General features: G+C 73.3%; 18 protein-coding genes and 2 tRNA genes. 11 read left to right on the top strand and 9 right to left on the bottom strand.

Going from position 1 to position 23,975, the window contains the following annotated elements; translation table 11 throughout:
* Positions 1-48: 48 nt before the first annotated feature.
* Together snpA (ACFWPT_RS05380) and snpA (ACFWPT_RS05375) are read right to left on the bottom strand one after the other, a co-directional pair.
* Positions 49-672, bottom strand: coding sequence for a snapalysin (gene snpA, locus ACFWPT_RS05380; protein ID WP_380372878.1), 624 nt, complete (start codon positions 670-672; stop codon positions 49-51).
* A gap of 340 nt (positions 673-1,012) precedes the next feature.
* Positions 1,013-1,654: a snapalysin gene (gene snpA, locus ACFWPT_RS05375; RefSeq protein WP_063349275.1), complete on the bottom strand. Its 642-nt coding sequence runs from the start codon at positions 1,652-1,654 to the stop codon at positions 1,013-1,015.
* A 260-nt stretch (positions 1,655-1,914) separates the two neighbouring features.
* Between snpA (ACFWPT_RS05375) and ACFWPT_RS05370 the strand changes: the two genes are divergently transcribed.
* Positions 1,915-2,889 carry a LysR family transcriptional regulator gene (locus tag ACFWPT_RS05370; protein WP_244293453.1) on the top strand — a complete coding sequence of 325 codons (975 nt, stop codon included), beginning with the start codon at positions 1,915-1,917 and terminating at the stop codon, positions 2,887-2,889.
* A 136-nt stretch (positions 2,890-3,025) separates the two neighbouring features.
* Here ACFWPT_RS05370 and ACFWPT_RS05365 read toward each other — a convergent pair whose 3' ends face one another.
* Together ACFWPT_RS05365 and ACFWPT_RS05360 are read right to left on the bottom strand one after the other, a co-directional pair.
* Entirely contained in the window at positions 3,026-4,216 is a 1,191-nt protein-coding gene (locus ACFWPT_RS05365; protein ID WP_380479680.1) for a low temperature requirement protein A, read from the bottom strand.
* Positions 4,217-4,669: 453 nt separating this feature from the next.
* Positions 4,670-6,373, bottom strand: a complete 1,704-nt coding sequence (locus ACFWPT_RS05360) for an ABC transporter family substrate-binding protein (protein WP_380479678.1) — start codon at positions 6,371-6,373, stop codon at positions 4,670-4,672.
* A 345-nt stretch (positions 6,374-6,718) separates the two neighbouring features.
* Here ACFWPT_RS05360 and ACFWPT_RS05355 point away from each other — a divergent pair, with 345 nt between their 5' ends.
* The 4 genes from ACFWPT_RS05355 (at position 6,719) to ACFWPT_RS05340 (ending at position 10,914) form a co-directional block, all read left to right on the top strand.
* A complete protein-coding gene (locus tag ACFWPT_RS05355; protein WP_063349271.1) occupies positions 6,719-7,699 on the top strand; it encodes an ABC transporter permease in 981 nt (326 codons plus the stop codon).
* A gap of 16 nt (positions 7,700-7,715) precedes the next feature.
* A complete protein-coding gene (locus ACFWPT_RS05350; RefSeq protein ID WP_380479675.1) occupies positions 7,716-8,645 on the top strand; it encodes an ABC transporter permease in 930 nt (309 codons plus the stop codon).
* Positions 8,642-10,714, top strand: a complete 2,073-nt coding sequence (locus ACFWPT_RS05345) for a dipeptide ABC transporter ATP-binding protein (protein WP_380479673.1) — start codon at positions 8,642-8,644, stop codon at positions 10,712-10,714. Before ACFWPT_RS05350 ends, ACFWPT_RS05345 begins: the two co-directional genes overlap by 4 nt.
* A gap of 126 nt (positions 10,715-10,840) precedes the next feature.
* Positions 10,841-10,914, top strand: a tRNA-Lys gene (locus ACFWPT_RS05340).
* Between the two features lie 89 nt (positions 10,915-11,003).
* On the opposite strand, the gene ACFWPT_RS05335 is transcribed toward ACFWPT_RS05340, so the two are convergent.
* Together ACFWPT_RS05335 and ACFWPT_RS05330 are read right to left on the bottom strand one after the other, a co-directional pair.
* Entirely contained in the window at positions 11,004-11,885 is an 882-nt protein-coding gene (locus ACFWPT_RS05335) for an alpha/beta fold hydrolase (protein ID WP_380335039.1), read from the bottom strand.
* Positions 11,882-12,622, bottom strand: a complete 741-nt coding sequence (locus tag ACFWPT_RS05330) for a DUF998 domain-containing protein (protein ID WP_380479690.1) — start codon at positions 12,620-12,622, stop codon at positions 11,882-11,884. The genes ACFWPT_RS05335 and ACFWPT_RS05330 overlap by 4 nt, the downstream gene beginning before the upstream one ends.
* Before the next feature lie 202 nt (positions 12,623-12,824).
* On the opposite strand from ACFWPT_RS05330, the gene ACFWPT_RS05325 reads away from it, so the two are divergent.
* The 3 genes from ACFWPT_RS05325 to ACFWPT_RS05315 all read left to right on the top strand — a co-directional run bounded on the left by ACFWPT_RS05325 (position 12,825) and on the right by ACFWPT_RS05315 (position 16,801).
* Positions 12,825-12,898: transfer RNA gene (locus ACFWPT_RS05325), tRNA-Lys, on the top strand.
* A 223-nt stretch (positions 12,899-13,121) separates the two neighbouring features.
* Positions 13,122-15,557 (top strand): transglycosylase domain-containing protein, encoded by a 2,436-nt coding sequence (locus tag ACFWPT_RS05320; RefSeq protein WP_380479671.1) that lies wholly within the window; start codon positions 13,122-13,124, stop codon positions 15,555-15,557.
* A gap of 185 nt (positions 15,558-15,742) precedes the next feature.
* Complete coding sequence (locus ACFWPT_RS05315) at positions 15,743-16,801, top strand: DMT family transporter (RefSeq protein WP_380479669.1); 1,059 nt, start codon at positions 15,743-15,745, stop codon at positions 16,799-16,801.
* Here ACFWPT_RS05315 and lepB read toward each other — a convergent pair.
* Both lepB and ACFWPT_RS05305 read right to left on the bottom strand, forming a co-directional pair.
* On the bottom strand, positions 16,764-17,573 hold the full coding sequence (lepB, locus tag ACFWPT_RS05310) for a signal peptidase I (protein ID WP_380479667.1): 810 nt from the start codon (positions 17,571-17,573) through the stop codon (positions 16,764-16,766). The genes ACFWPT_RS05315 and lepB overlap by 38 nt on opposite strands.
* 157 nt (positions 17,574-17,730) lie before the next feature.
* On the bottom strand, positions 17,731-18,066 hold the full coding sequence (locus tag ACFWPT_RS05305) for a chorismate mutase (RefSeq protein WP_063349265.1): 336 nt from the start codon (positions 18,064-18,066) through the stop codon (positions 17,731-17,733).
* Between the two features lie 263 nt (positions 18,067-18,329).
* Here ACFWPT_RS05305 and ACFWPT_RS05300 point away from each other — a divergent pair, with 263 nt between their 5' ends.
* The gene (locus ACFWPT_RS05300) at positions 18,330-18,755 is read left to right on the top strand and encodes an OsmC family protein (protein ID WP_063351385.1); all 426 of its coding nucleotides are present in this window, start codon (positions 18,330-18,332) and stop codon (positions 18,753-18,755) included.
* A 664-nt stretch (positions 18,756-19,419) separates the two neighbouring features.
* The gene (locus ACFWPT_RS05295) at positions 19,420-21,360 is read left to right on the top strand and encodes a putative bifunctional diguanylate cyclase/phosphodiesterase (protein WP_380479688.1); all 1,941 of its coding nucleotides are present in this window, start codon (positions 19,420-19,422) and stop codon (positions 21,358-21,360) included.
* 88 nt (positions 21,361-21,448) lie between these two features.
* On the opposite strand, the gene ACFWPT_RS05290 is transcribed toward ACFWPT_RS05295, so the two are convergent.
* Positions 21,449-22,540: an LLM class flavin-dependent oxidoreductase gene (locus ACFWPT_RS05290; protein ID WP_380372849.1), complete on the bottom strand. Its 1,092-nt coding sequence runs from the start codon at positions 22,538-22,540 to the stop codon at positions 21,449-21,451.
* 512 nt (positions 22,541-23,052) lie between these two features.
* Here ACFWPT_RS05290 and ACFWPT_RS05285 point away from each other — a divergent pair.
* Positions 23,053-23,643 (top strand): DedA family protein, encoded by a 591-nt coding sequence (locus ACFWPT_RS05285; RefSeq protein ID WP_244293667.1) that lies wholly within the window; start codon positions 23,053-23,055, stop codon positions 23,641-23,643.
* Positions 23,644-23,975 lie beyond the last annotated feature (332 nt).

Raw genomic sequence — 23,975 nt, 5'->3', positions numbered from 1 at the left:
GGCCCGGCCGCTGCGGGCTGCGGCCGGGCCGGGGCGCCTGGCGGACGATCAGCCGCGCGCCCAGAGGGAGTTGACGCGGCTGCGCTCGGTGCCGTTCGGGTACGGGTTGGTGCAGGAGGTGCCGGGGCCGCCGCCGGACATCAGCTCGCTGCACGGGCCGGAGTAGTGGTCCGGCAGGCCGAGCACGTGCCCGGTCTCGTGCGCGGTCACCCGGACCGAGTTGTACTGCCGGTTCTGCTGGTAGTCGAGGAAGACGTAGCCGCGCCCGTGGCCGTCGGTGCTGGCGTAGGAACCGCGGCTGTCGTTGCCCTCGTAGTACGAGAAGTCGCCGCCCGAGCCGGACCGCAGCTGGACGTTGCTGACCGAGCTGTTCCAGATCTGCGCGGCGTTGGCGATCTGGGTGCGGAAGCTCGGTGCCGAGCTGGCGTCGTAGGTGACGACGACGGTCGCCAGGTTCGGGTTGGCGGCCTGCTTGGCCTTGGCGGAGGCCATCACGGCCTGGAAGAACGCCTGGTTGTTCGCGGCCTCGGCGGCCGAACCGGCGTACGTCGAGGCGGTGTAGCCCTGGACGGCCGGGCCGGGGGTGGCGGCGGACGCGGCGGTGGTGGGCAGCACGGCGAGACCGGCCGCGAGGGCCAGGCCGAGCGCGGCGGACAGCACGGATCGCTTCATGTGGGGGCTCCGATTCCGGTGGTGCCGTGGCCGGTTGGGGGCCGGCCCTGGGGGACACCTGGTCAGCGGGTGATGTCCCCAGAGCTTCGGGCAGCCCGGCGGGCGGGCGGATGATGTCAACCCGCGATAGCTTCGATCAATACCCCTTGCGGTAAAGCGATTTGAGATGTCTTTAACCGGCCTTGACTCGCGCGTGCCCCTGGCATTCCGCTCCACCGGCGGTTAGGCTCCCGATCGGGGAAGCAACCGAGCGGCGGGCCACCCGATTCCGGCCGGGCGGCCCGCCGCACCCGAAGGGCGTCGGCAACTTCCCTGTTTCAGCGGCGAGTTCGCGACTCCCCTAGTTCACGGAATCGACGCCGTTCGACCAGAGGCTGTCGACCTGGCCGCGCTCGTTGCTGTCGGGGTAGGGGTTGGTGCAGGACGGGCCGGGGCCGCCGCCGGACATCAGCTCGCTGCACGGGCCGGAGTAGTTGTCGGGCAGGCCGAGCACGTGCCCGGTCTCGTGCGCGGTGACGCGCAGCGAGCTGTACTGCTGGTTCTGCTGGTAGTCGAGGAAGACGTAGCCGTGGCCGTGGCCGTCGGTGCTGGCGTAGGAGCCGCGGCTGTCGTTGCCCTCGTAGTACGAGAAGTCGCCGGTGCCGCTGCTCGCCTGGAGCTGGACGTTGCTGACCGAGCTGTTCCAGATCTGCGCGGCCTGGGATATCTGGCTGGTGAAGGAGGGCGCGCTGGCGGTGTCGTAGGTGACGGTGACGGTCTGCAGCCACGGGTTGGCGGCCTGCTTGGCCTTGGCGGAGGCCATCACGGCGTGGAAGAACGCCTGGTTGTTCGCGGCCTCGGCGGCCGAACCGGCGTACGTGGAGGCGGTGTAGCCCTGGACGGCCGGGCCGGGGGTGGCGGCGGACGCGGCGGTGGTGGGCAGCACGGCGAGACCGGCCGCGAGGGCCAGGCCGAGCGCGGCGGACAGCACGGATCGCTTCATGTGGGGGCTCCGGATTCGCGGTACGCCGAACCGCCGGGGCCGGTGGGGGCCGGACACGGCTGCGGCGACGGTGGGGGCGCCCCGGTGGGGCCGGGGCGGTTTCGCTGCCCCTGAGCTTCGACCCGCCCGGGCCCGCGGCGGATGATGTCAACCGGCGATAGCACGGCCGCATACCGGCGGGGCCCACCACGTGCCCTCCTGCCGCGCTTTGTTCTGTCATGTCCTTGGCGATGTGGCCGGGTGGCGTCTATGCTCCGGGCGTGGAGCTCGACGTGAGACACCTCCGGGTGGTGTGCGCGATCGCCGACACCGGCAGCCTCCGCAAGGCCGCGCTCCAGCTCGGCATGACCCAGCCCTCCCTCACCACCCAGCTGCACCGCATCGAACGGGCCATCGGCGGCACCCTGTTCACCCGCGAGCAGACCGGCAGCCGGCCCACCGCGCTCGGCCACTCGGTGCTGTCCCGGGCCCGGCCGGTGATCACCGAGATGGCCGCGCTGGTGGCCGCCGCCCGCCAGGAGGCCCGCGACGCGGCCGGCCCCGGGCGGCAGCGCCGGCTGCGGATCGGCAGCGTCGGCAGCCGGGCGGTCGCGGCCTGGCTGCGCCGGGTGCACGAACGGCTGCCGGACACCGACACCACCATCCACGTCGACGTCTCGGCCAGCGCCCTGCTGCGGATGGTCGCCGCCGACCAGCTGGACGTGGCCTTCGTCTACGAGAGCGAGGGCTTCCCGCTACGGGTGCCGCCGGACGCCGAGCACCGGGTGCTGATGGCCCGTGAGCCGCAGTTCGTCGCGCTCGCCGCCGGACACCCGGCCGCCGCCCGCCCGGTCGTCCACCTGACCGACCTCGCCGAGGACACCTGGATGGTCGACCCGACCGCCGACCACGAGTACGCGGCGATGCGCCGGGTGTTCAGCGAGGCCGGGCTCAACCCCCGGGTGGTCCAGGTGCGGGACAACGCCACCGCCGCCGAACTGGTCGCCTCCGGCGAGGCCGTCCGCCCCTGCCAGCCGACCTCCGCCCCCGGGCCCGGCACGGTGGTGCGCCCCGTGCACGGGGACCCGCTGGCCGTCCGGCTGCTGCTCACCTGGCGCCCGCGCGCGCTCAGCCAGCCCGCGCTGGACGCGCTGTACGGCGAACTGCGCGCCGCCTACCTGGACCTGGCCAAGGTCAACCCGGCCTACCTGGCCTGGCTGGCCCGGCACGAGCCGATCCTGCTGGACTGCGCCTGAGCATCACCTGGCCGCCCGGCCGGCGGACGACGGCCAAGCGCCTGAGAGTCGCCGGGCACCCCACGACGGCCGGGCACCCGGGAACCGCCAGGCGCCCCACGACGGCCGGGCACCCCAGAACCGCCAGGCGCCCCCGTCAGCCCTCCCGGCTGTGCAGCAGCAGGCCCACCGCCACGGTCAGCGCGCAGACCAGGCCCGCCGCCAGCACGCCGGAGCCGCCGAGCGCGGTGCAGGCCAGCACCAGCACCGCCCCGGTCGGGGCCAGCGCCTGCGCCGCGCCGGTCTTGGTGTGCCGGGAGTGCAGCAGCCAGACCGTGAGCAGGTAGAGCGCGGTGGGCACGGTGACCGTCGCGGTGGCGGCCGTCGCGGAGATCTCCGCCTGGTGCACGGCCGACTCCACCGCCACCTCCAGTCCGGCGCCGATCGCGGCGGCCGACCCGAACACCAGGTAGTGGCCGTACCCCCAGACGAAGGCCTGCCGGCTGGAGTGCAGGTGCTCGTGGACCGGCCGGGCGAAGTAGATCCACCAGGCCGAGAAGCAGATCAGCAGGCCGCCGACCGCCACCGGCAGCAGCCGGCCCAGTTCCTCGTGCTCGTCCACCGCCGACTGCACCGCGACGGTCGCGGCCGCCACCGTCTCACCGAGCACGATCAGGGTGAACAGCCCGTACCGCTCGGCGATGTGGTGCGGGTGCCAGGAGGTCTGCTTCCGCAGTTCGGCGACCACCGGAACGGCCAGCTCGCACAGCACCCCGAGCGGGATGACCACCGGCCGGGCGGCGTCCGGCAGCAGCAGCACCACCACCCAGCCCACCTGGCAGAGCGCGATCCCCACCGCGTACCGCACGGCGACCCGGCGCGCCTCGCCCTGCTCGCTGGCCGCCGCCCGCAGCCACTGGGTGACCATCGCCAGGCGCATCACCACGTACCCGGCGATCGACAGCGTCAGGTCCTGGGTGGCGAACAGCCGTGGCACCCCGGCCGCGAGGACCAGCACCCCGGCGATCTGCACCAGCGTGGTGACCCGGTACGGCACGTCGTCGCAGTCGTACGCGGAGGCGAACCAGGTGAAGTTCATCCAGGCCCACCAGATCGCAAAAAAAGCAATCGAGTAGCCGCGCAGGCCGTCGCCGTAGTGGCCGGCCGCCAGGGAGTGGGCGAGTTCGCGCCCGGCCTGGCCGACGGCGACCACGAAGCAGAGGTCGAAGAAGAGTTCCAGCGGGGTGGCGACCCGGTGCGGCTCGTCCCGGTCGCGCGGGACCATCCGGCGCACCGGGGGCGGGTCGACGGGGCGCGGGTGGGGGGCGGCGGCGGATTCGCTGGCCATCGGTGCTGCTCCGGGTTCGGGAGGGGCTGGCTGTCCCGCGCATCCTGGCAGCGGCCCGGGCCCCGCGCACGCACCGGCGCGACGGGCGCAGCGGTTCGCGATCCCGGGGTCGATTGCGCCGTTCGTCCCCTTTTTTCCTTGCCGTCAGCCGTAGTTGACGCCCCGGTGCGCGAACCGGGTGACAGCGCGGCGGGTTTCCGGGCGCGCCCCGCGCGCTGCGCCGCGGCCGGCCGGACGGCCCCGCTAGATTCGTCCCCGGTTGGAAGCGAGCGCGGGCCTTGCGGGGCCCCACGACACGGGCGGCCTGCGGGCAACGCGGAAGGTCAAGGCCGGTGGCAGGAGAACGGGGGCGGCAGAGCCGACCTTCCCGTGTCCGTACCACCGGCCTCGTGATCACCGCGCTGCTCGCCAGCGCCTGCCGCCCGTTCGCTCTCGCCGCGTCCGCGGCGGGGACTACTTCTCCCAGCCGACCTTGGCGTAGTCCTCCCCGGCCAGGCCGAAGGCACCGTAGTTGGCGAGGCCCTTGCGCGTCGCCACCACGGTCGGCCGCTGGTAGAGCTCGACGGTGTGGCCGAGCTCCCAGATCTTCGCGTCGGCCTGGTTGTAGAGCTTCGCGGCCTCCACCGGGTCGACCGTCCCGGCCGCCTTCTTGAGCAGGTCGTCGACCTCCTGGCTGCCGATCCGCGAGGGGTTGTTGAAGGTGTTGTCCCCCACCGGCAGACGGAAGTTGCCCAGGCTCTTGGAGAGCGGGAACGAGTCGGTGTTACGCCAGCTCGCGATCTCGAACTTGCCCGGGTTCACGTACTTGGTGAAGAAGTCGTTGGCGGGCACCTTGTCCAGGCTCACCTTGACCCCGGCCTGCAGCCACATCGCGGCGGCGGCGGTGGCCAGGTCGATCTGGGCCTGCGGGGTGGACTCGTTGACCGTCCAGTGCAGTTGCAGCGACTGGCCGTCCTTGGTGCGCGGCTGTCCGGCGCCCGCCTCCTTCCAACCGGCGTCGTCCAGCAGCTTCTTGGCGGCGGGGACGTCGAACTTCGCCCACTCGCCCGAGTTGTCCTGGTAGCCGGTCTGGTTGGGCATGAAGATGTGGTTGCCGAGCGGCTTGAACTCCACCGGCACGCCGTTGTTGGCGATCTTGATCAGCGCGGACCGGTCGAGCGCCTTGCCGAGCGCCTGGCGGACCTTCTGGTCCGCCAGCGCGCCGCCGGAGCCGAAGGAGATGTGCACCTCGTCCCACGGGCTGGCGGCCCGGATCACGGTGTCCTTGGCGTCCTTGAGCTGCCCGTACGCGGCGGCGGTGCCGGCCGTGGCGAGGTCGATCTCGTTGTTGAGGTACGACTGGGTGGTCGCGGACTGGGTCATCACCCGGAAGGTGATCTTGTCCGCCTTGGCCTTGGTGCCCCACCAGGCCGGGTCCGGGACGAGGGTGAGGGTCTGCGCGGTCTTGTCCGCCACGCCGACCTTCAGCGCGCCCGCGGTGATCGGGATCTTCTCCACCCAGCCCTTGTTGAAGTCGTCCGGGGTGGCGATGCCGGCCGCCGGGATCAGCGGGCGGAACAGGTTCTGCCAGTCCGCGTACGGCTCGGAGAAGGTGACCTTCACCTCGCTCGGGTCGGCCCCCTGCTCGACGGCGGAGATCTGCTCGTAGCCGGACGGGTCGGCGATGTTGTACGCCGGGTCCTTGCCGTTGCTGGCCTGCCAGTCGGCCTTGAAGTCCAGGTAGCTGAGCGGCTTGCCGTCCGACCACTTGGCCTTGGGGTTGAGCTTGTAGGTGATCACCTCGGGCGAGGTCGAGGTGACCTTGGCGTCCAGCAGGTAGTCGGTGTCGGGCTGGAAGGTGCCGGAGGCGTCCGTGTTGAAGAGCGACGGCTCCAGGGCGCGCATGATCGAGACCGCGTCGCCGTAGGTGCCGTCCACCTGGAACGGGTTCCACTGGGTGATCCACTGGTACAGCGGGAACCGCACCTCGCCGCCGTCCTTGACCTGGTCCAGCGGCTTGGCGTTGATGTCCTGGGAGTCCTGCCGGGGCGGCTCGCTCTTCGCCACCTTGTCGGCCGAGCCGCCCCCGCCCGAGGTGCACGCGGTGACCGCCAGCGCGACGGCGACGGCGAGGGCCGTCGCCCGGCCGAGGCGGCGGGCCGTGGTGGAAGCGTCCATGGAGTCCCCCTGGTGAGGTCTTCGAAACGGGCGGTAACGGGCAGTTGTGCCGCGCGAGGTGTGGCGGGGCTTGAGCGTGGGCAGCCAAGTCGGCACCGGGCCAGCAGAACGTAACAGCCGATCAGTTCCGTCACCAGGGGGAGGACCGCACACCTGATCCAGAAGTCATCTGCGGCAATACCGCCGCAACACCCCGGCCTCGCACCGGTGCCAGACTCTGACCTGCGCTTTCCCCGTACCGCCCCGTCCCCCTGCCGTCCGAAGGCCTGAACGGGCCCCGACCGAAGGCCACCACCCGATGCCCACCAGACGCGTCGGCCCCTCCCCCACCCCGGGCGGCCGTTGATGTTCCGTTACCTGGCGAAGCGCCTGAGCTACTACGCGGTGCTGCTGATCGCCGCCGTCTTCCTGGCGTACGCGATCTCCGCGACCGCCCTCCAGCCGCGCACCTACTTCGACGCCAAGGTCCCCCGCCCGGCCGCCGAGTCGGTCGAGCGCCAGCTCACTGCGCTCAACCTGAACGACCGCACCCCGGTCGTCGAACGCTTCGGCCACTGGGCCGACGGGCTGCTCCACGGCGACCTCGGCCGGACCATCCACGACACCCCGGTCACCGACGACTTCGGCCGCCGGGTCTGGGTCTCGCTGCGGCTGCTGCTGCTCGGCAGCCTGCTCGGCATCGTCCTCGGCATCGCCGCCGGGGCCTGGAGCGCCGTCCGCCAGTACCGGATCTCCGACCGGCTGCTCACCGTGCTCTCCTTCGTCCTGCTCTCCACCCCGGTCTTCCTGGTCGCGCTGTTCCTCAAGAACGGCGCCATCGCCGCCAAGGACGCGGCCGGCCACGACGTCATCCCGTTCACCGGCTACGAGACCCCCGGACTGACCGGCGGCCTCGGCGCCCACCTCGCCGACTGGGCGCTGCACCTGCTGCTGCCCACCATCTCGCTCGCACTCGGCGGCCTCGCCACCTACAGCCGCTACCAGCGCGGCACCATGCTCGACGTGCTCGGCTCCGACTACCTGCGCACCGCCGAGGCCAAGGGGCTCACCCGCCGCCGGGCGCTGGTCAAGCACGGGCTGCGGACCGCGGTGATCCCGATGTCGACCATGTTCGCCTACAGCTTCCTGGGCATCTTCACCGGCGCGATCTTCACCGAGACGATCTTCGGCTGGCACGGCATGGGCGAGTGGCTGATCCAGTCGATCAACGAACAGGACGTCAACTCGGTCGTCGCCGTCAACCTGTTCACCGCCGTCGTCGTCCTCGCCTCCGGCTTCCTCGCCGACACCCTGCACGCCGCCCTCGACCCGCGCGTGCGGTCCTGACCGGAGGTGAACTGACGTGACCACCGTCGCCGTGGAACCGGCCGCCCCGGCCGCCGCCCCCCGCACCACCGGCCGGGCCCGGCTCGTCCTCGCCCGGCTGCTCGCCGCCCGCGGGGCCGTCGCCGGAGCCGTGATCGTCCTGCTGCTGTTCGCGCTCGCCTTCGGCGGGCCGTACCTGACGCCCTGGGACTACGCCGCCCCCGACTTCGGCGCGCTGCACCAACCGCCGTCCGCCGAGCACTGGTTCGGCACCAACGGGATCGGCCAGGACGTCTTCGCCCAGACCGTCCGCGGCCTGCAGAAGTCGCTGGTCATCGGCCTGCTGGTGGCGCTGTTCTCCACCGTGCTGGCCTCCCTGGTCGGCGCCTGCGCCGGCTACTTCGGCGGCTGGGCCGACCGCGCGCTGATGTTCGCGGTGGACCTGCTGCTGGTCTTCCCCAGCTTCCTGATCATCACCATCGTCTCGCCCCGGCTGAAGAGCGCCGGCTGGATCGCCTTCGTGCTGCTGCTCGCCCTGTTCAACTGGATGATCACCGCCCGGGTGGTCCGCTCGATGACCATCTCGCTGCGCGAGCGCGAATTCGTCCGCGCCGCACGGTTCATGGGGGTGCGGCCACTGCGGATCATCACCCGCCACATCCTGCCGAACGTCGCCTCCTTCCTCATCATCGACGCCACCATCGCGGTCGGCGGCGCCGTGATGAGCGAGACCGCGCTCTCCTACTTCGGCTTCGGCGTCAAACCGCCGGACGTCTCGCTCGGCACCCTGCTCGCCGCCGGGACCAGCGAAGCCCCGGTGTTCCCCTGGCTGTTCTACTTCGCCGCCGGGCTGCTGGTGCTGTTCGTCCTCGCCGTCAACCTGATCGGCGACGGGCTGCGCGACGCCCTCGACCCCACCGCCGGGGGCGCGCCCCGCCGCCGCCCCGCCCGGAGGAAGAAGCCGTGACCACCACCGTCGACACCCCCCTGCTCGCCGTCAGCGACCTGCGGGTGGACTTCGCCGGGCCGCACGGCCCCGTCCCCGCCGTCCGCGGGGTGGACCTCACCCTGCGGCGCGGCGAGACCCTCGGCATCGTCGGCGAGTCCGGCTCCGGAAAGTCCGTCACCGCGCTGTCCGTGCTCGGACTGCTGCCCAAGACGGCCGGCGTCCAGGGCTCGGTGCGACTGGACGGGCGGGAACTGGTCGGGCTGCCCGGCAAGGAGCTCGCCGCGATCCGCGGCCGCCGGATCGCCATGGTCTTCCAGGACCCGCTGTCCGCCTTCACCCCGGTCTACCGGATCGGCGACCAGATCGCCGAGGCCGTCCGCATCCACCAGCGGGTCGACCGGGCCACCGCCCGCCGCCGGGCCGCCGAACTCCTCGACCTGGTGGGCATCCCGGCCCCCGAACGGGCCCTGGACAGCTTCCCGCACGAGTTCTCCGGCGGCATGCGCCAGCGCGCGATGATCGCCATGGCGATCGCCAACGACCCCGACATCCTGCTCGCCGACGAGCCGACCACCGCGCTGGACGTCACCATCCAGGCCCAGGTGCTGGACGTGCTGCGCACCGCGCAGCGGGAGACCGGCGCGGCCCTCGTCCTGGTCAGCCACGACCTCGGGGTGATCGCCGGGATGGCCGACCGGGTCGCGGTGATGTACGCGGGGAGGGTGGTCGAGACCGCCGGGGTGGACGAGCTGTTCGCGGCCCCGCGCCACCCGTACACACTCGGCCTGATCGGCGCGGTGCCCCGGCTGGACGGGCTCGGCGGCCCGCTCGTCCCGATCCCCGGCGCACCCGCCCCGATGGCCGACCTGCCGCCGGGCTGCCCGTTCGCCGCCCGCTGCCCGCTCGCGGAGGAGCGCTGCTCGGCGGCGGAGCCGGAACTGGCCGGGGGCGACAGGCACCTGGCGGCGTGCGTCCGGTCGGCGGAGCTGGCCGAGCGGCGGCCCGCGCCGGCCGACGTCTACCCGGTGCCGGCGCTTCCGGCCCCGTCGGCCGCTCCGGAGGGCCGGGGGGACCGGGGCTCGCGGGCGCCGGTGCTGGCGGTGAGCGGCCTTGGCAAAACGTTTCCGCTCCTCAAGGGCACGGTGTTCAAGCGCCGGGTCGGCGAGGTCTACGCGGTGGACGGCGTCGACCTGGACCTCCGGGAGGGCGAAACCCTCGGCCTGGTCGGGGAGTCCGGCTCCGGCAAGTCCACCACGCTGTTCGAACTGCTGAACCTCACCGCCCCCGAGACCGGCCGGATCGAACTGCTCGGCCACGACACCGCCAAGCTCTCCCGCGCCGAGGCCCACCGGCTGCGCGCCCGACTGCAGATCGTCTTCCAGGACCCGATGGCCAGCCTCGACCCGCGGATGCCGATCGGCGACATCATCGCCGAACCGCTGCGCGCCCAGCACGCCGCCCGCGAGGAGATCGCCCGCCGGGTGCCCGAACTGCTGCACCAGGTCGGCCTCGACCCGGACCACGCCGCCCGCTACCCGCACCAGTTCTCCGGCGGGCAACGCCAGCGCGTCTCCATCGCCCGGGCCCTGGCCGTCCGGCCGAAACTGCTGGTCCTGGACGAACCGGTCTCCGCCCTGGACGTCTCCATCCAGGCCGGGGTGCTCAACCTGCTGCAAGCGCTCAAGGCCGAACTCGGCCTCTCCTACCTGTTCGTCTCGCACGACCTCTCGGTGATCCGGCACCTCGCCGACCGGGTCAGCGTCATGTACCTCGGGCGGACGGTCGAACAGGGCGAGGTCTCCGCCGTCTTCGACCGCCCCCGGCACCCGTACACCCGCGCCCTGCTCTCCGCCGTCCCGCTGCCCGACCCCGCCGCCGAGCGCGCCCGCGACCGCATCCTGCTCGCCGGCGACCCGCCCTCCCCCACCGAGCGGCGCACCGGCTGCCCCTTCCGCACCCGCTGCCCGGTGTACGCCCGCCTCGCCGACCGGGCCGCCCGCACGCGGTGCGAGCAGGAACGGCCGGCGCTCCTCGGCGACACCCCGGCACAGGACCACCAGGCGGCCTGCCACTACCCGGAGTCGTAGCCGGCCGCCCGCGATCGCTGGGGGTGATCACTACGGGCGGTCACCATGGGCGATCACTACGGGTGACCACTCGAAAGCGATTCGGCGGATCGACCGGGCGCCGTGTAAAGTTCTCCGAGTCAGCAGGCGCCGCTAGCTCAGTTGGTTAGAGCAGCTGACTCTTAATCAGCGGGTCCGGGGTTCGAGTCCCTGGCGGCGCACATGGCAAGGTCTCAGGCCGCTCACTTCGGTGGGCGGCCTGAGGCGTTTCAGTGCGCCTTTCAGTGGCTGCCGCAGCGGGTGCCCGGCCTCAGCCGGTGTCCAGGACGGCGGAGGCCACCGCGTCCGGGCGGTCGAACATCACCAGGTGCCCGGCCGGGGCGGTGGTGCGGTAGTCGGCCCCGAGCAGCGCCGCGAGCTCCCGCTGGCCGGCCAGCCACTCCTCGGTACGGCGGCTGCGGCAGCCGTCGTCGGCGGCGAGCACGGTGACTGGCAGGCCCTCCGGCAGCGGCCGGGTGCGCCGCAGCCCGTCCACCTCGGCGGCCAGGTCGAGGTAGCGCGCGTTCTCCCGCAGCAGGGCGCGCAGGGCCCGGCCGGTGCGGTAGCAGTGCCGCACCAACGGCGCCGGGGCGAGGTCCTCGCGGCAGACCGTGGACAGCCGGGCCGTCAGCCGGCGGGCGGCCGGGCCGAGCAGGTACGGCACGGCGACGGCGGTGGCGGCGCCCGCGAGCGCCCGGGCCGCCAGGTCGCGCGCGCCGGGGGCCGGGTACGGCCGGGCCGCCGGCTCGACGCTGCTGTCCACCAGGACCAGCCCGGCAGCCCGGTCGGGGTGCAGCCGGGCGAAGGCCTCGACGTGGAAGCCGGCCAGCGAGTGGCCGACGACGGTGCAGGGCCCGCGCAGCCCGAGGCCGTCCAGCACCGCGCGGATCCGCTCGGCCTCGCCGGCGGCCGTCGGGGCGGGCCGCCCGGTGGCGGGCTCGGGGGCGCTCAGCCCGTAGCCGGGCCGGTCGAAGCGGACCACGGTGCGGTAGGGCGTGAGGAAGGGGACGACCAGGTCCCAGTCGAACCAGCTGCTGCCGAGGCCCCCGGTGAGCAGGCAGACCGGGCCGCTGCCCTCGGTGCGGACGTGCAGCGGGACGCCGTCGACGCGCAGGAAGCGCGCCCGGGTGCGGGGGTCGTCGGGTGCGGTCATGCCGGCTCCCGGCCCGGGGGCCGTTCGGCCGACCGGGGCCCCCGGTGCGCCGGCGGAGAAGCGTCGGACCAGGTGGATTCGTCGCCCGGCGCCCCCGCGGGGAGGGCCAGGCTCACTGCCAGGACGGCCAGCCAGAGCGCCACCAGCAGCACCTGGAGCCGCTGGCCGGCCCCGAGCGCCCAGGTGCCGCGCCCGGCCTCGAAGGCGGCGATCGCGGCCAGGCTCCAGCCGGTGGCCAGCAGTTCGGCGCCGAGCAGCCAGGGCCCGATCCGGCGCACCGGCGGCCACCAGCCGTAGCGGCGGGCGGCCACGGTGAGCGCGGCCAGCCCGGTGAGCGCACCGAGCATGGCGAGGCTGCTGGTGACGGCGTGCGCGGTGTGGGTCGCGGGGACGAGCCCGGCGGTCTCGCGGGCGGCGCACATCTCGTCGCTGGTGGGGGCGCAGCTGAGCGGCAGCCGGGAGTCGGCGGCGGTCGCCGCGCCGAACAGGGCGAGGGCGGACCAGCCGGCCACCGCCCACCCGCGCCGGGCACCGCGCGGCCCGGCCTGCCCGCCGGCGAGGGCGGTGACGGCAGCGGCGAGCACACAGAGCCCGGCGGCCAGGTCGGTGGCCCGGAACAGGCCGCCCAGCGGCTGGTCCTCGGCCGCGAGTTCGCTGATGTACGCCTGCACCGGGTCGAGTCCGGTGCTCAGCACGACCTCCAGCACCCACGCGGTGTACGCCGTGGCGCTGAGCATCAGCAGCGCGGCGACCGCCTTCCGCGCGTTCGGGTGTCCGGGCTTGGGGCTGGGCACCGTTCCACCCTAACCGGCGGCGAACTGCACCCCAACCGGGCGGAAACGGACAGCTCGGCGGCGGGCCGGCTCCCGCGCGGATGCGGGCGGTTCCGGGCGGTTCGAGGCACCCGCCGGGACCGTGTATTGTTTTCCAGGTCAGCAGGCGCCGCTAGCTCAGTTGGTTAGAGCAGCTGACTCTTAATCAGCGGGTCCGGGGTTCGAGTCCCTGGCGGCGCACAGACATTTGGGGAGCCTCTCGCAGCAGCGAGGGGCTCCTCAATTTTTTGGCCTTCGACGTCCGTTTTGCGTGTGATGTCGGTCTCGATTGCCGTTCCGGTGGAGCCAATCGGCCCGCCCGGCTCGTCCAGGGCAGTAAACCGGAATCGGGACAAAGGTCCCTAACCACCGATGTCCCCGTCCGTGCAGGCCGACCCGGTCCGCCCGCAGGAAAGGCCGCGCCTTGTCCGAGAACGCCCAGAGCGGCCGTCGCACGCCGTCGACAGGCCTCCGACCGGTCAAACGCTTCCAGCGCGCCGCCCCCGCGACCGGCGGCAGGAAGCCCCGCCGTCCGAAGCGCACCGGCTGGCGCCGGCTGATCCCCACCTGGCGGATGAGCCTGCTCGGCCTCGCCGTGGCCCTGCTGCTCGGCGTCGGCCTGTTCGCGCTCGGGGTCACGCTGGTGAAGGTCCCCGACGCGCACGCCGCCGCGACCGCGCAGAGCAACACCTGGCTCTACGCCGACGGCTCCGTGATCACCCGCACCGGCCAGACCAACCGGCAGAACGTCAGCCTGGACAAGGTCTCCCCCGCCGCCCAGCACGCCGCACTGGCCGCCGAGGACCGCAACTTCTACCACGAGGGCGCCGTCAACGTGCAGGGCCTGCTCCGGGCCGCGGTCAACACCGCCAAGGGCGCGGGCACCCAGGGCGGCTCCACGATCACCCAGCAGTACGTGAAGAACACGTACCTGAACCAGAAGCAGTCGGTCACCCGCAAGGTGAAGGAACTCTTCATAGCCATCAAGGTGGACGCCACCGAGAGCAAGGACGACGTCCTCTCCGGCTACCTGAACACCTCCTACTACGGCCGCGGCGCCTACGGCATCCAGGCCGCCGCCCACGCGTACTTCGGCGTCGACGCCTCCGCGCTCGACCCCGCCCAGGGCGCCTACCTGGCCACCCTGCTGAACGCCCCGAGCGCCTACGACGTGGCCACCGCGACCCCGGCCGGCAAGCAGAACGCCGTCAACCGCTGGAACTACGTGCTGGACGGCATGGTCAAGGAGGGCTGGCTCTCCGCCGAGGAGCGGTCCGCCATCACGTTCCCGGACGTCAAGGACCCGCAGCCCAACCCGGGCCTGTCCGGCCAGACCGGCTACCTGGTGAACGAGGCCACCCAGTACCTCACCTCGAACCAGGTCATCAGCGAGACCGAGCTGGCCAAGGGCGGCTACACGATCAAGCTGAGCATCGACCCGGCCCGCCAGCAGGCCCTCCAGGACTCCGTCCAGGCGCAGCTGCGCGACACCCTGAACCCGGACAAGCGGAAGAAGGACGCGGCCGCCCAGGCCGGCGCCGTCTCCGTGGACCCGAAGACCGGCGCGGTCGTCGCCCTCTACGGCGGCGTCGACTACGTCAAGCACTACGTCGACAACGCGACCCGGCGGGACTACCAGGCCGGCTCGACCTTCAAGGCGATCGCCCTGGCGGCCGCGTTCGAGAACAACGCCAAGACCCAGGACGGCCGGACCGTCACCCCGCGCACCGTCTACGACGGCACCAGCGGCCGCAAGGTCCGCGGCGGCAAGGGCACCCCGTACGCGCCGCCGAACGAGGGCGACAGGAGCTACGGCCAGATCTCCCTCCAGCAGGCCACCGACTGGTCGGTCAACTCGGCGTTCGCCCAGCTGGCCCAGGACACCGGGCTCCAGAAGGTCAAGGACACCGGCATCGCGCTGGGCCTGCCCGGCAGCACCCCGGGCCTCGACCCGGTGCCGTCCATCCCGCTCGGCGCGGCCACCCCGAGCGTGCTCGACATGGCCGGCGTGTACGCGGCGCTGGACAACGGCGGCAAGCAGATCACCCCGTGGCTGGTGCAGTCCGTGGACCGCGAGGGCGAGGCCCTCCCGCTGCCCGCGCACAAGACCACCCAGGCGATCAGCACGGACACCGCGAACCAGGTCACCTCGATGCTCCAGGGCGTGGTGAGCGACCCGGGCGGCACCGGCTGGCGAGCGAAGGCGCTGGGCCGCCCGGTGGCAGGCAAGACCGGCACCACCGACGACCAGAAGTCGGTCTGGTTCGTCGGCTACACCCCCGAGCTGGTCACCTCGGTGGCCCTGTTCGGCCAGGACCCGGGCAACGGGGCCCAGGTCAGTCTGAGCGGCGTCGGCGGGATCGACGGCGCGGCGGGCGGCCAGTTCCCGGCGCAGATCTGGACCAGCTACATGAAGGCGGCGCTCAAGGGCGTGCCGGTCAGCGACTTCCAGACCCCGGCCGACGGCGGCGACTCCGCCGGCGCCACCGATCTGCCGACGGCCCCGTCCTCGCCGAGCGCCACCCCGTCGACCGGGACCGGCTCGAACGGCGGCTCGACCGCCCCCGCGGCGCCGACCACCCCGCCGAGCGACGGCGCCGGGGCCGGCTCGGGCTCGGGCTCGGGTCCGACCACGCCAGCCGGCGGCTCGAACTCCGGCGGCGGCGGCGTGACCAGCCCGCCGACCGTGCCCCCGGCCACCCAGCAGCCGACCGCCCCGCCGACGACGCGGCCCACCGGGCGGCCCACCGGCCGGCCGACACCCTCCACCGGCCCGACCACGGCGCCGACCACGCAGCCGACCACCCAGCCCACGGGCGGGCCGGACACGCTCACCGGGGCGGGGGCGAACGCCGGGTAGCGGCGGGGGGAGGCTTGGGCGGCGGGGGGGCTTGGGCGGCGGGGGGCCCGGACGGCGAGGGGGCGCGGACGGCGGGAGGGTCGTGCGCAGGCTGGGTGAGTGCGCCGCTGCGCACAGTTCCGTGCAGGACCAAATGACGGAATGGCACCTTACTGAACGCCCGGTATGACTGTCACAATGCGTCGGTGCACAGATCAACGGCCTCGCCCACCCTCCCCACGGGCAGAACCCTCGGCCTCAGCCTCGCGCTGGTCTCCGCGTTCGCCTTCGGCGGCTCCGGCACCGCCGCGAAACCGCTGATCGAGGCCGGCCTCTCACCGCTGCACGTGGTGTGGCTCCGGGTCACCGGCGCCGCCGTGGCCCTGCTCCCCATCGCCTACCGCCACCGTGGCGCCGTCCTGCGCCGCCCCGGCCTGCTGATCGGGTTCGGCCTGCTCGCCGTGGCCGGCGTCCAGGCCTGCTACTTCGCGGCGATCTCCCGCATCCCGGTCGGCGTCGCCCTGCTCATCGAGTACCTCGGACCGCCGCTGCTCATCGGCTACGTCAAGCTCGTCCAGCGCAAGCCGATCAGCCGGGGCGCCGCGATCGGCGCCGGCGTCGCGGTCGCCGGGCTGGCCTGCGTGGTGGAGGTCTGGAACGGCCTGAGCTTCGACGCGCTGGGCGTGCTCTTCGCCCTCGGCGCGGCCTGCTGCCAGGTCGGCTACTTCGTGCTCGCCGACGCCGGCCGCCGGGGCGAGCGCCCGGTCGACCCGCTGGCGGTCAGCGCGTTCGGGCTGCTGATCGGCGCCGTCCTGCTCACCGTCTTCACCCGGCCCTGGCAGGCCGACTGGAGCACGCTCGGCGGGTCCGTGGTGATGAACGGGCACACCCTGCCCGCGCTGCTCCCGGCCGCCTGGATGATCCTCATCGCGACCGTGCTCGCCTACCTGACCGGCGTGATCGCCGTCGGGCACCTCTCGCCCCCGGTCGCCGGGGTGGTGGCCAACCTTGAGGCGGTCGTCGCCACCGTGCTGGCCTGGGTCCTGCTCGGCGAGCACCTCGGTCTGCCGCAGATCGCGGGCGGCCTGCTCGTGCTGACCGGCGCCTTCGCGGCGCAGACCGGCAAGCCGGCGGCCGCGGACGCCAAGGGTGCTCGGGACTCCCGGGACGCTCCGGACACCCGGGACGCTCCGGACTCTTCGGAGCGGGTCGCCGCCGAGCGGCAGGTCAGCGGCCGACCCAGCCGAACCAGTCGAGGTGATTGAGCGGCCACACCACGGCCGACACCGGCCCGACCACGTTGTCCACCGGCACTGCCCCGCCCCCCGGACCGCGCTGGTGGTAGCGGGAGTCCGCCGAGTCGCTGCGGTGGTCGCCCTCGACCCAGACGTGGCCCGAGGGCACCGTCACCGGCCCGAAGTCCAGGCCCGCGCAGGAGTCGTCGCCGGGGTGCAGGTACGGCTCGTCGACCTTCTTCCCGTCGACGGTCAGCGTGGTGCCCGTGCACTGCACGGTCTGGCCGCCGGTCGCGATGACCCGCTTGACCAGGTAGTTGTCGTCCTTCGGCGGCACCAGGCCGACGAAGCTCAGCACCGAGCCGGCCGCGTTGGTGAACGGGTTCGAGTCGACGGGCTGCGGCGGGAGCCAGCCACCCGGATCCTTGAACACCACCGGCTGCCCGGGCTCCGGCTTCCAGCCGGTCAGCGGCGCCAGCTTGTTCACGCCCACCCGGTCGCCGATCCGCAGCGTGTTCTCCATCGAGCCGGACGGGATGGTGAACACCTGGAACAGGCAGGTCTTGATCAGCAGCGCGACCACCAGGCCCACCGCCGCCATCGCCGGGATCTCGATCCACCAGGGCCGGGGCCGACGCCCGGTCCGCCGGGCCTTGCGGCCACGCGAACCGCGCGCACGGCGGCGGGCCTCGGCGCGGCCTCCGGGTGCGTCAGGGGCCTCGGAAGCACCGGGGCCGCGTCCGGCGGCGGGGGCCGGACCGGACCCGGCATCGCTCGGCGTTTCGGGCAGGTTCACCGCCATCGTCGCTGCTCCACCTCTCCGGCTGGGGGAACCTGCACGCTACGCCAACCCCGGAGCCTCACGAAATCCGGCGTTTAGCCGCCCCCGACATGTCCGGGCCGGGCGGCGCCGGGGCCGTCCTCGACGGCTCACCACCGCCCCCCTCGGGGGTGCGCTCTCAGGCGCGGGCGATGGCCTCGTGGTGCCGGATGACCTCGGCGATGATGAAAGTCAGGAACTTCTCGGCGAAGACCGGGTCCAGCTTGGCCCCGGCGGCCAGCTCCCGCAGCCGCTTGATCTGGTCGCGCTCACGCGCCGGATCGGCCGGCGGCAGCTTGTGCTCGGCCTTGAGCCGGCCGACCCGCTGGGTCGCCTTGAAGCGCTCGGCCAGCATGTGGACCACCGCGGCATCGATGTTGTCGATGCTCTCGCGCAGGCTGGTCAGCTCCGCCCGCACGGCGGCGTCGACCCCGTCGGTCAGGCCTGCGTCGGGGGTCGTGGGGTGGTCCGTCATCGGGGCGGCTCCCGGTGTCTGAAGTGGGCACCCGGCCGTACGGCGGCCGGGCTCGGGCCCGGGCAAATCTAACAGGGCCCCCGTGGTGGAGCCGCACCTTTTGGCGGATCCGTCCACAATCCGGACATTGCCCGCACCGCCCGGCACCCGGCGCCGATCCGGGCCCGCGCCGCCCCGGGCCGAACGGGGGCCGCCCCGTAGGCTGGTGCGCGCATGACCGGAAGTGACGACTCAGCAGTCCCTCAGTAATGGAGGTACCGATCGTGGCAACCACCCGCACCGCCCGCACCGCTTGGGAAGGCAACCTGCTCGACGGCAAGGGGCAGGTGACCTTCGCCTCGTCCGGGATCGGCGAGTATCCCGTCTCCTGGCCGGCCCGGGCCGAACAGCCCAACGGCAAGACCAGTCCGGAGGAGCTGATCGCCGCCGCTCACTCCGCGTGCTTCTCGATGGCCCTCTCGCACGGCCTGACCGGCGCCGGCACCCCGCCCGTCAAGCTGGACACCCAGGCCGACGTCACCTTCCAGCCCGGCACCGGCATCACCGGCATCCACCTGACCGTCACCGGCGAGGTGCCCGGACTGGACGAGGCCGACTTCACCAAGGCCGCCGAGGACGCCAAGGCCAACTGCCCGGTCAGCAAGGCGCTCACCGGCACCACCATCACCCTCACCGCCAAGCTGGCCTGACGCCCCGACGGATCCCGTCGGACCCCGGCGGATCCCGGCGCGCTCCGGCCGCTCCGGGCGCGCGGTCGGCGCCCGGGGGCGCGATCTCGGCGCACGCGCCCCTGGCGCACATCATGTGATGTGCACCGGGGGCGTCTGCGCGTACCGCCGCACATGATCACAAAGCGGGCGAATCACCCTGGCGGCGGTCACCGCCCGTTGCCGCCGCGGCCTATGATCGGCCGCAGCGCCCTGTTCTTCACGCGGGTCTCCGCGCGACAGCGCCCCACGGCGGGCGCCCCGCACCGGACCGACTCCGAGGACCGCGACAGAGTGCGGAGCCGGCCGCCGGAGTCCCGATCGGCCGGCCGGACCAGCATCCAACGTCAGCAGCGGACGGGAGCATGCCGTGCCGGGCCAGAACGAGGGGGCCGACGCACACCACCCGGGCGTGCGGCACGAGGAAACACCGCACCACCGTCACCTCACAACACCCCTCCTGGGCCCGGACATCAGCACCGTCGGTCCGGCCAGTCCGGTTGGTCCGGTCGGTTCGATCAGTCCAGTCGGTCCGGTCGGCGTCGTCGGTTCCGTCACGGCCGTCGGTGCTGTCGCGACCGGCGGCCGGGCCGTCGGCACGGCGAGTGCGGCGAGTGCGGCGGGAACCGTGCTGGACGACCCCGGGATGCTGCTCTGCCCCACCTGCTCGGCGCCGCTGACCGACGGCACCCACCGGAGCGCCGTCGACGGCCCCGGCCAGGAGAACGGCGGGAGCGACCGCCTGCTGGCCGCGCTGCGGGCCAGCGAATCCCGATTCCGGGCCGCCTTCTGCGACGCGGTCATCGGGATGGCCCTGATCGACCCCGAAGACCGGATCATCGAGGTCAATCCCGCCTTCGCCGCCCTGATCGGACGCAGCGTCGGCGAACTGGTCCGCACCCACCTGCACGAGATCATCGATCCGGAGGGCATGCCGCACCGGCTCTTCCCCGAACTCGTCCACGGCGGGCGGGAGCGGTTCCGCGTGGAGAAGCAGCTCAAGCACCGCGAGGGCCGCACCGTCTGGAGCAAGGTCACCGTCTCGCTGATCCGGGACGGCGCCGGCCAGCCGCTCTACACCCTCGCACTGGTGGAGGACATCACCGAGCAGCGCCGGCTCGGTGACCGTCTGGAGTACCAGGCCCTGCACGACCCGCTGACCCGACTGCCCAACCGGACGTCCTTCTTCGAGCGGCTCGACGCCGCCTGCGCCACGGCCACCGGGGCCACCGGGACTGCTGAGCCCGCCGAGGCTCCCGACACCACCGACACCGCCGGCACCAGCGACACCGTCCTCGCGCCGGCGGACGGGCGCCGGGTCGGCGTCTGCTATCTGGACCTCGACGGCTTCGCGGCGATCAACGAGACGCTCGGGCACCACATCGGCGACCAGTTGCTGATCGCCGTCGCCGCCCGGCTGCGCGGCGGGTTCTCCGGGCACGACGCCCACCTGGTGGCCCGGATGGGCGGCGACGAGTTCGCCGTCCTGGTCACCGACAGCCGGGGCAGCGACCAACTGACCGACCTGGCCGCCCGGATCCTCCAGGAACTGGAACACCCCTTCGACGTCGCCGGACACCGGCTGGTCATCACGGCCAGCGTCGGCGTCGTCGAACGGTCCGTGCACGAGACCACCCCGACCGACCTGGTCAAGGACGCCGACGCCACGCTCTACTGGTCCAAGGCCGACGGCCGCGCCCGCTGGACCCTCTACGACCCGGACCGCGGCGCCCACCAGCTGACCCGCCAGCTCCTCGCCACCGCACTGCGGCCCGCCCTGGAGCGCGGCGAGTTCACCATCGAGTACCAGCCGCTGGTCGGCCTGGCCGACGGAGCCGTCCACGGCGCGGAGGCCCTCGTCCGCTGGCGCCACCCCCGCTACGGGACGCTCTCTCCGGACCGCTTCATCCCGCTCGCCGAGGAGACCGGCGCGATCGTGCCCCTCGGCACCTGGGTACTGGAGGAGTCCTGCCGCCAGGCCCGGCAGTGGCTCACCGAGTTCCCCGAGACCGAGACCTTCGTGAGCGTCAATCTGGCCGCGCGCCAGATCTGGGACTCCGACGTGGTCGCCGACGTCGCCCGCGCCCTCGAACGCACCGGGTTGCCGGCCCGGCTGCTCCAGCTGGAGATCACCGAGAGCGCCCTGCTCGGCCCCGGCGGACGGCCGTTGCAGGCGCTCCAGGCGCTCGCGGACATGGGCGTGCGGATCGCGATCGACGACTTCGGCACCGGCTACTCCAACCTGGCCTACCTCTCCCGACTGCCGGTGCACGTCCTGAAGCTCGACGGCACCTTCATCGAGGGGTTCCGCGACCCGGCCCCGGCGACGAACCCTTCGGAACTCCCCGAGCTCGGCTCCCGCCGCAGCGACGCCGACGAGCAGATCGTGGGCGCGATGGTGCAGCTGGCCCACACCCTCGGCCTGACCGTCACCGCCGAGGGCATCGAGAGCGCCGCGCAGGCCGAACGGCTGCGGCTGACCGGCTGCGACACCGCCCAGGGCTGGTACTTCGCCCGGCCGGGCGAGGCCGAGCTCGTCGCCGCCATACTCCGCAAGGACCGCCCCGGCCCGGACACCAGCCGGTAACCGGGGCCGGCCCCGCTGCGGACCCGGCGGCCGGGCCTCTCCGCCCAGGCCTTCCGTGCTCAGGCCTTCCGTACTCAGGCCTCGACCGTCAGGCTTCCGCCGTCAGGCCGTACGCCTCGGCGATCAGGCCGTAGGAGCGGAGCCGGGCCTCGTGGCCGTGGATGTGCGAAGTGACCATCAGCTCGTCCACGCCCGTCCGCTTGCGCAGGGCCTCCAGCCCGTCCGCGACCTCGCCCGGGGCGCCGAGCACCACGTTGTCGAGCCAGCTGTCGATGAACTCCGCCTCGGCCGGGCTGTACGGGTAGGCCTCGGCCTCCTCCGGGGTGGGGATCGGGCCGGGGTTGCCGCGCCGCAGCCGGAGCATGCCGAGGGCCGCGGAGCGGGCGAGGCGACGGGCCGCACCCTCGTCCTCGGCGGCGACCGCGCTCACACCGATCAGCGCGTACGGCTCGGCGAGCACCGCGGAGGGCCGGAAGGACTCCCGGTAGAGGTCGAGCGCCGGGATGGTGTTGACGCTGCTGAAGTGGTGGGCGAAGGCGAACGGCAGGCCGAGGCGGCCGGCCAGCTGGGCGCTGAAGCCGGAGGACCCGAGCAGCCAGACCGGCGGGCGCCCGTCGCCCTGGGGGACGGCGGTCAGCTGGGCGTAGGGGTGGCCGGAGGGGAAGTCGCCGTCGAGGAAGTGGGTCAGCTCGGCGAGCTGCTGCGGGAAGTCGTCGGCGCCCTCGGCGCGGCCGCGGCGCAGCGCCCGGGCGGTGGCCGGGTCGGTGCCGGGGGCGCGACCGAGCCCCAGGTCGATCCGGCCCGGGTGCAGGGCCTCCAGCAGGCCGAACTGCTCGGCGATGGCCAGCGGGGCGTGGTTGGGGAGCATCACCCCGCCCGAGCCCAGCCGCAGGGTCGTGGTGTTGGCGCCGAGGTGGGCGAGCAGGACGGCCGGGGTGGAGCTGGCCACTCCCGGCATGCCGTGGTGCTCGGCCACCCAGAAGCGGTGGTAGCCCCACTGCTCGGCGTTGCGGGCCAGCGCGGTGGTCGCGGCCAGGGCCTCGGCGGGCGTGTAGCCGACGCCCACGGTGGCCAGGTCGAGGATGGAGAGCGGGGCGGGCGCCGTGCCGCGGGCGGTGCCCCGGATCGCCGCGCCGGTCCGCGGTTCGGTCGGGTGCTCCTGCTGGTCCTCGGTGGTCATGCCGTCCGCCCTTCTGGCTTTCTTGAGCCGGCCCTGGTGGGCGACCGCGGGTCTCGGGTGGCCCGGCGGTCGCTGCTGCCGACCGGGGTCAACCACCGCGCCGGGCTGGCTGTTCCCGTATCCGGCACGTTCCGGCCTGCACGCCGACCACCGCGCCGACCTCACGCCCGCTCCGCCGCGGCCCGTGCAGCGGCCCCGCTCCGGCCCGTACGCCGGCCCCGTTCCGGCCCCGCTTCGATCCCGCCCGGCGCCGGCGGGCACGGCCCGGTACGGTGCCGCCGACCGACCATTCGGATGACGGAGAGCCAGCGGTCGGACACGCCTGGCGACTTCATGCCGGCGCCGGAAGTCACCGGGTGGAGGGCTCGCGCCTTTGCGCAGGTCGGGGCCGGGGTCTGTGACCCGCGGCATACCGGGGTGCTTCATGGCATGAAAAGTCGAGGCGCTAGCGTTGACCTCAGCGGCCACCTGCTCCCCCGGGCGGCGTGGAGGGAGTACAGGCCTTGAACTTCGTGGCGGCGATCGGATCCTCGTGGATCTGCGCCCTGGCGCTCTTCGCCGTGCTCGGAGACGCCCTCCTGCCCTTCATCCCCAGCGGGACACTGGTCATCCTGGCGGTGCTCAAGACGGCGCGGATCGACGGCGCCCCGGTGCTGCTCGGCCTGGGCGTGGCAGTGGCCTCCTTCCTCGGCGACCTCCTCCTCCTGCACCTCGCCCGGCGCGGCGCCCCGCTGCTCCAGCGCCGGCTCGCCCGGCGCCCGGAACTGGCGGCCAGCGTGACCAGGGTCCAACAGGCCCTGGTCGAACGCCCTCACGGGGCGGCCGCGGCCATGGTGGTGGTCGCCCGGTTCGTCCCGGCCGGGCGGACCGTCCTGGACGTGGCCATCGGCCACTCCCCCGCCCACCCGCACCGCTTCCTGCACTGGTCGGCTCTGGCGGCGCTGGTCTGGGCCGCCTACATCGTGACGCTGGGCTGGCTGAACAGCCACTGGTTCGACACCGCCTGGCTGAGCCTCGCGGTGTCCTGCACCGCTGCCACCATCGTCAGCACCGCGATCGCGCGAATAGTGCGCCGCAACCGACGACGGCTCGCCGCGCTCTGACCGCTGCGCCTCGGCCTGCACCCCTGGCCCCGGTCGCCCCTCGCCGCGCCCCCGCCATGGGCGAGATCTGCCCGGACGGGCGACGAGCCGTACCGAGCGCTGACGAACTCTGACCCGCCCCGCCGGACCGGCGGTACCGTACTCCCCTGGCGGCGCGAGGAGCGAAGCGTCACAGGACGGCAACAGACGACGAATCCTTGCAGCCCAGCCCGGCCCTGCTGACGTGTTGACTCTCGTAGAGGGTCGACGGCCTTGGTGGCCGCTGCGGCCACATGGCATGCTAACGGCGGAAAATTCATCAATTGCCCGATTTGACCGGTGCGGCCCCGGGC

Origin of the sequence: Kitasatospora sp. NPDC058478 (assembly GCF_042720345.1) — a bacterium.
Taxonomy (GTDB): Bacteria; Actinomycetota; Actinomycetes; order Streptomycetales; family Streptomycetaceae; genus Kitasatospora.
Note: the sequence above shows the minus strand (reverse complement) of the source record. Positions and strands in the feature narration are given on the sequence as shown.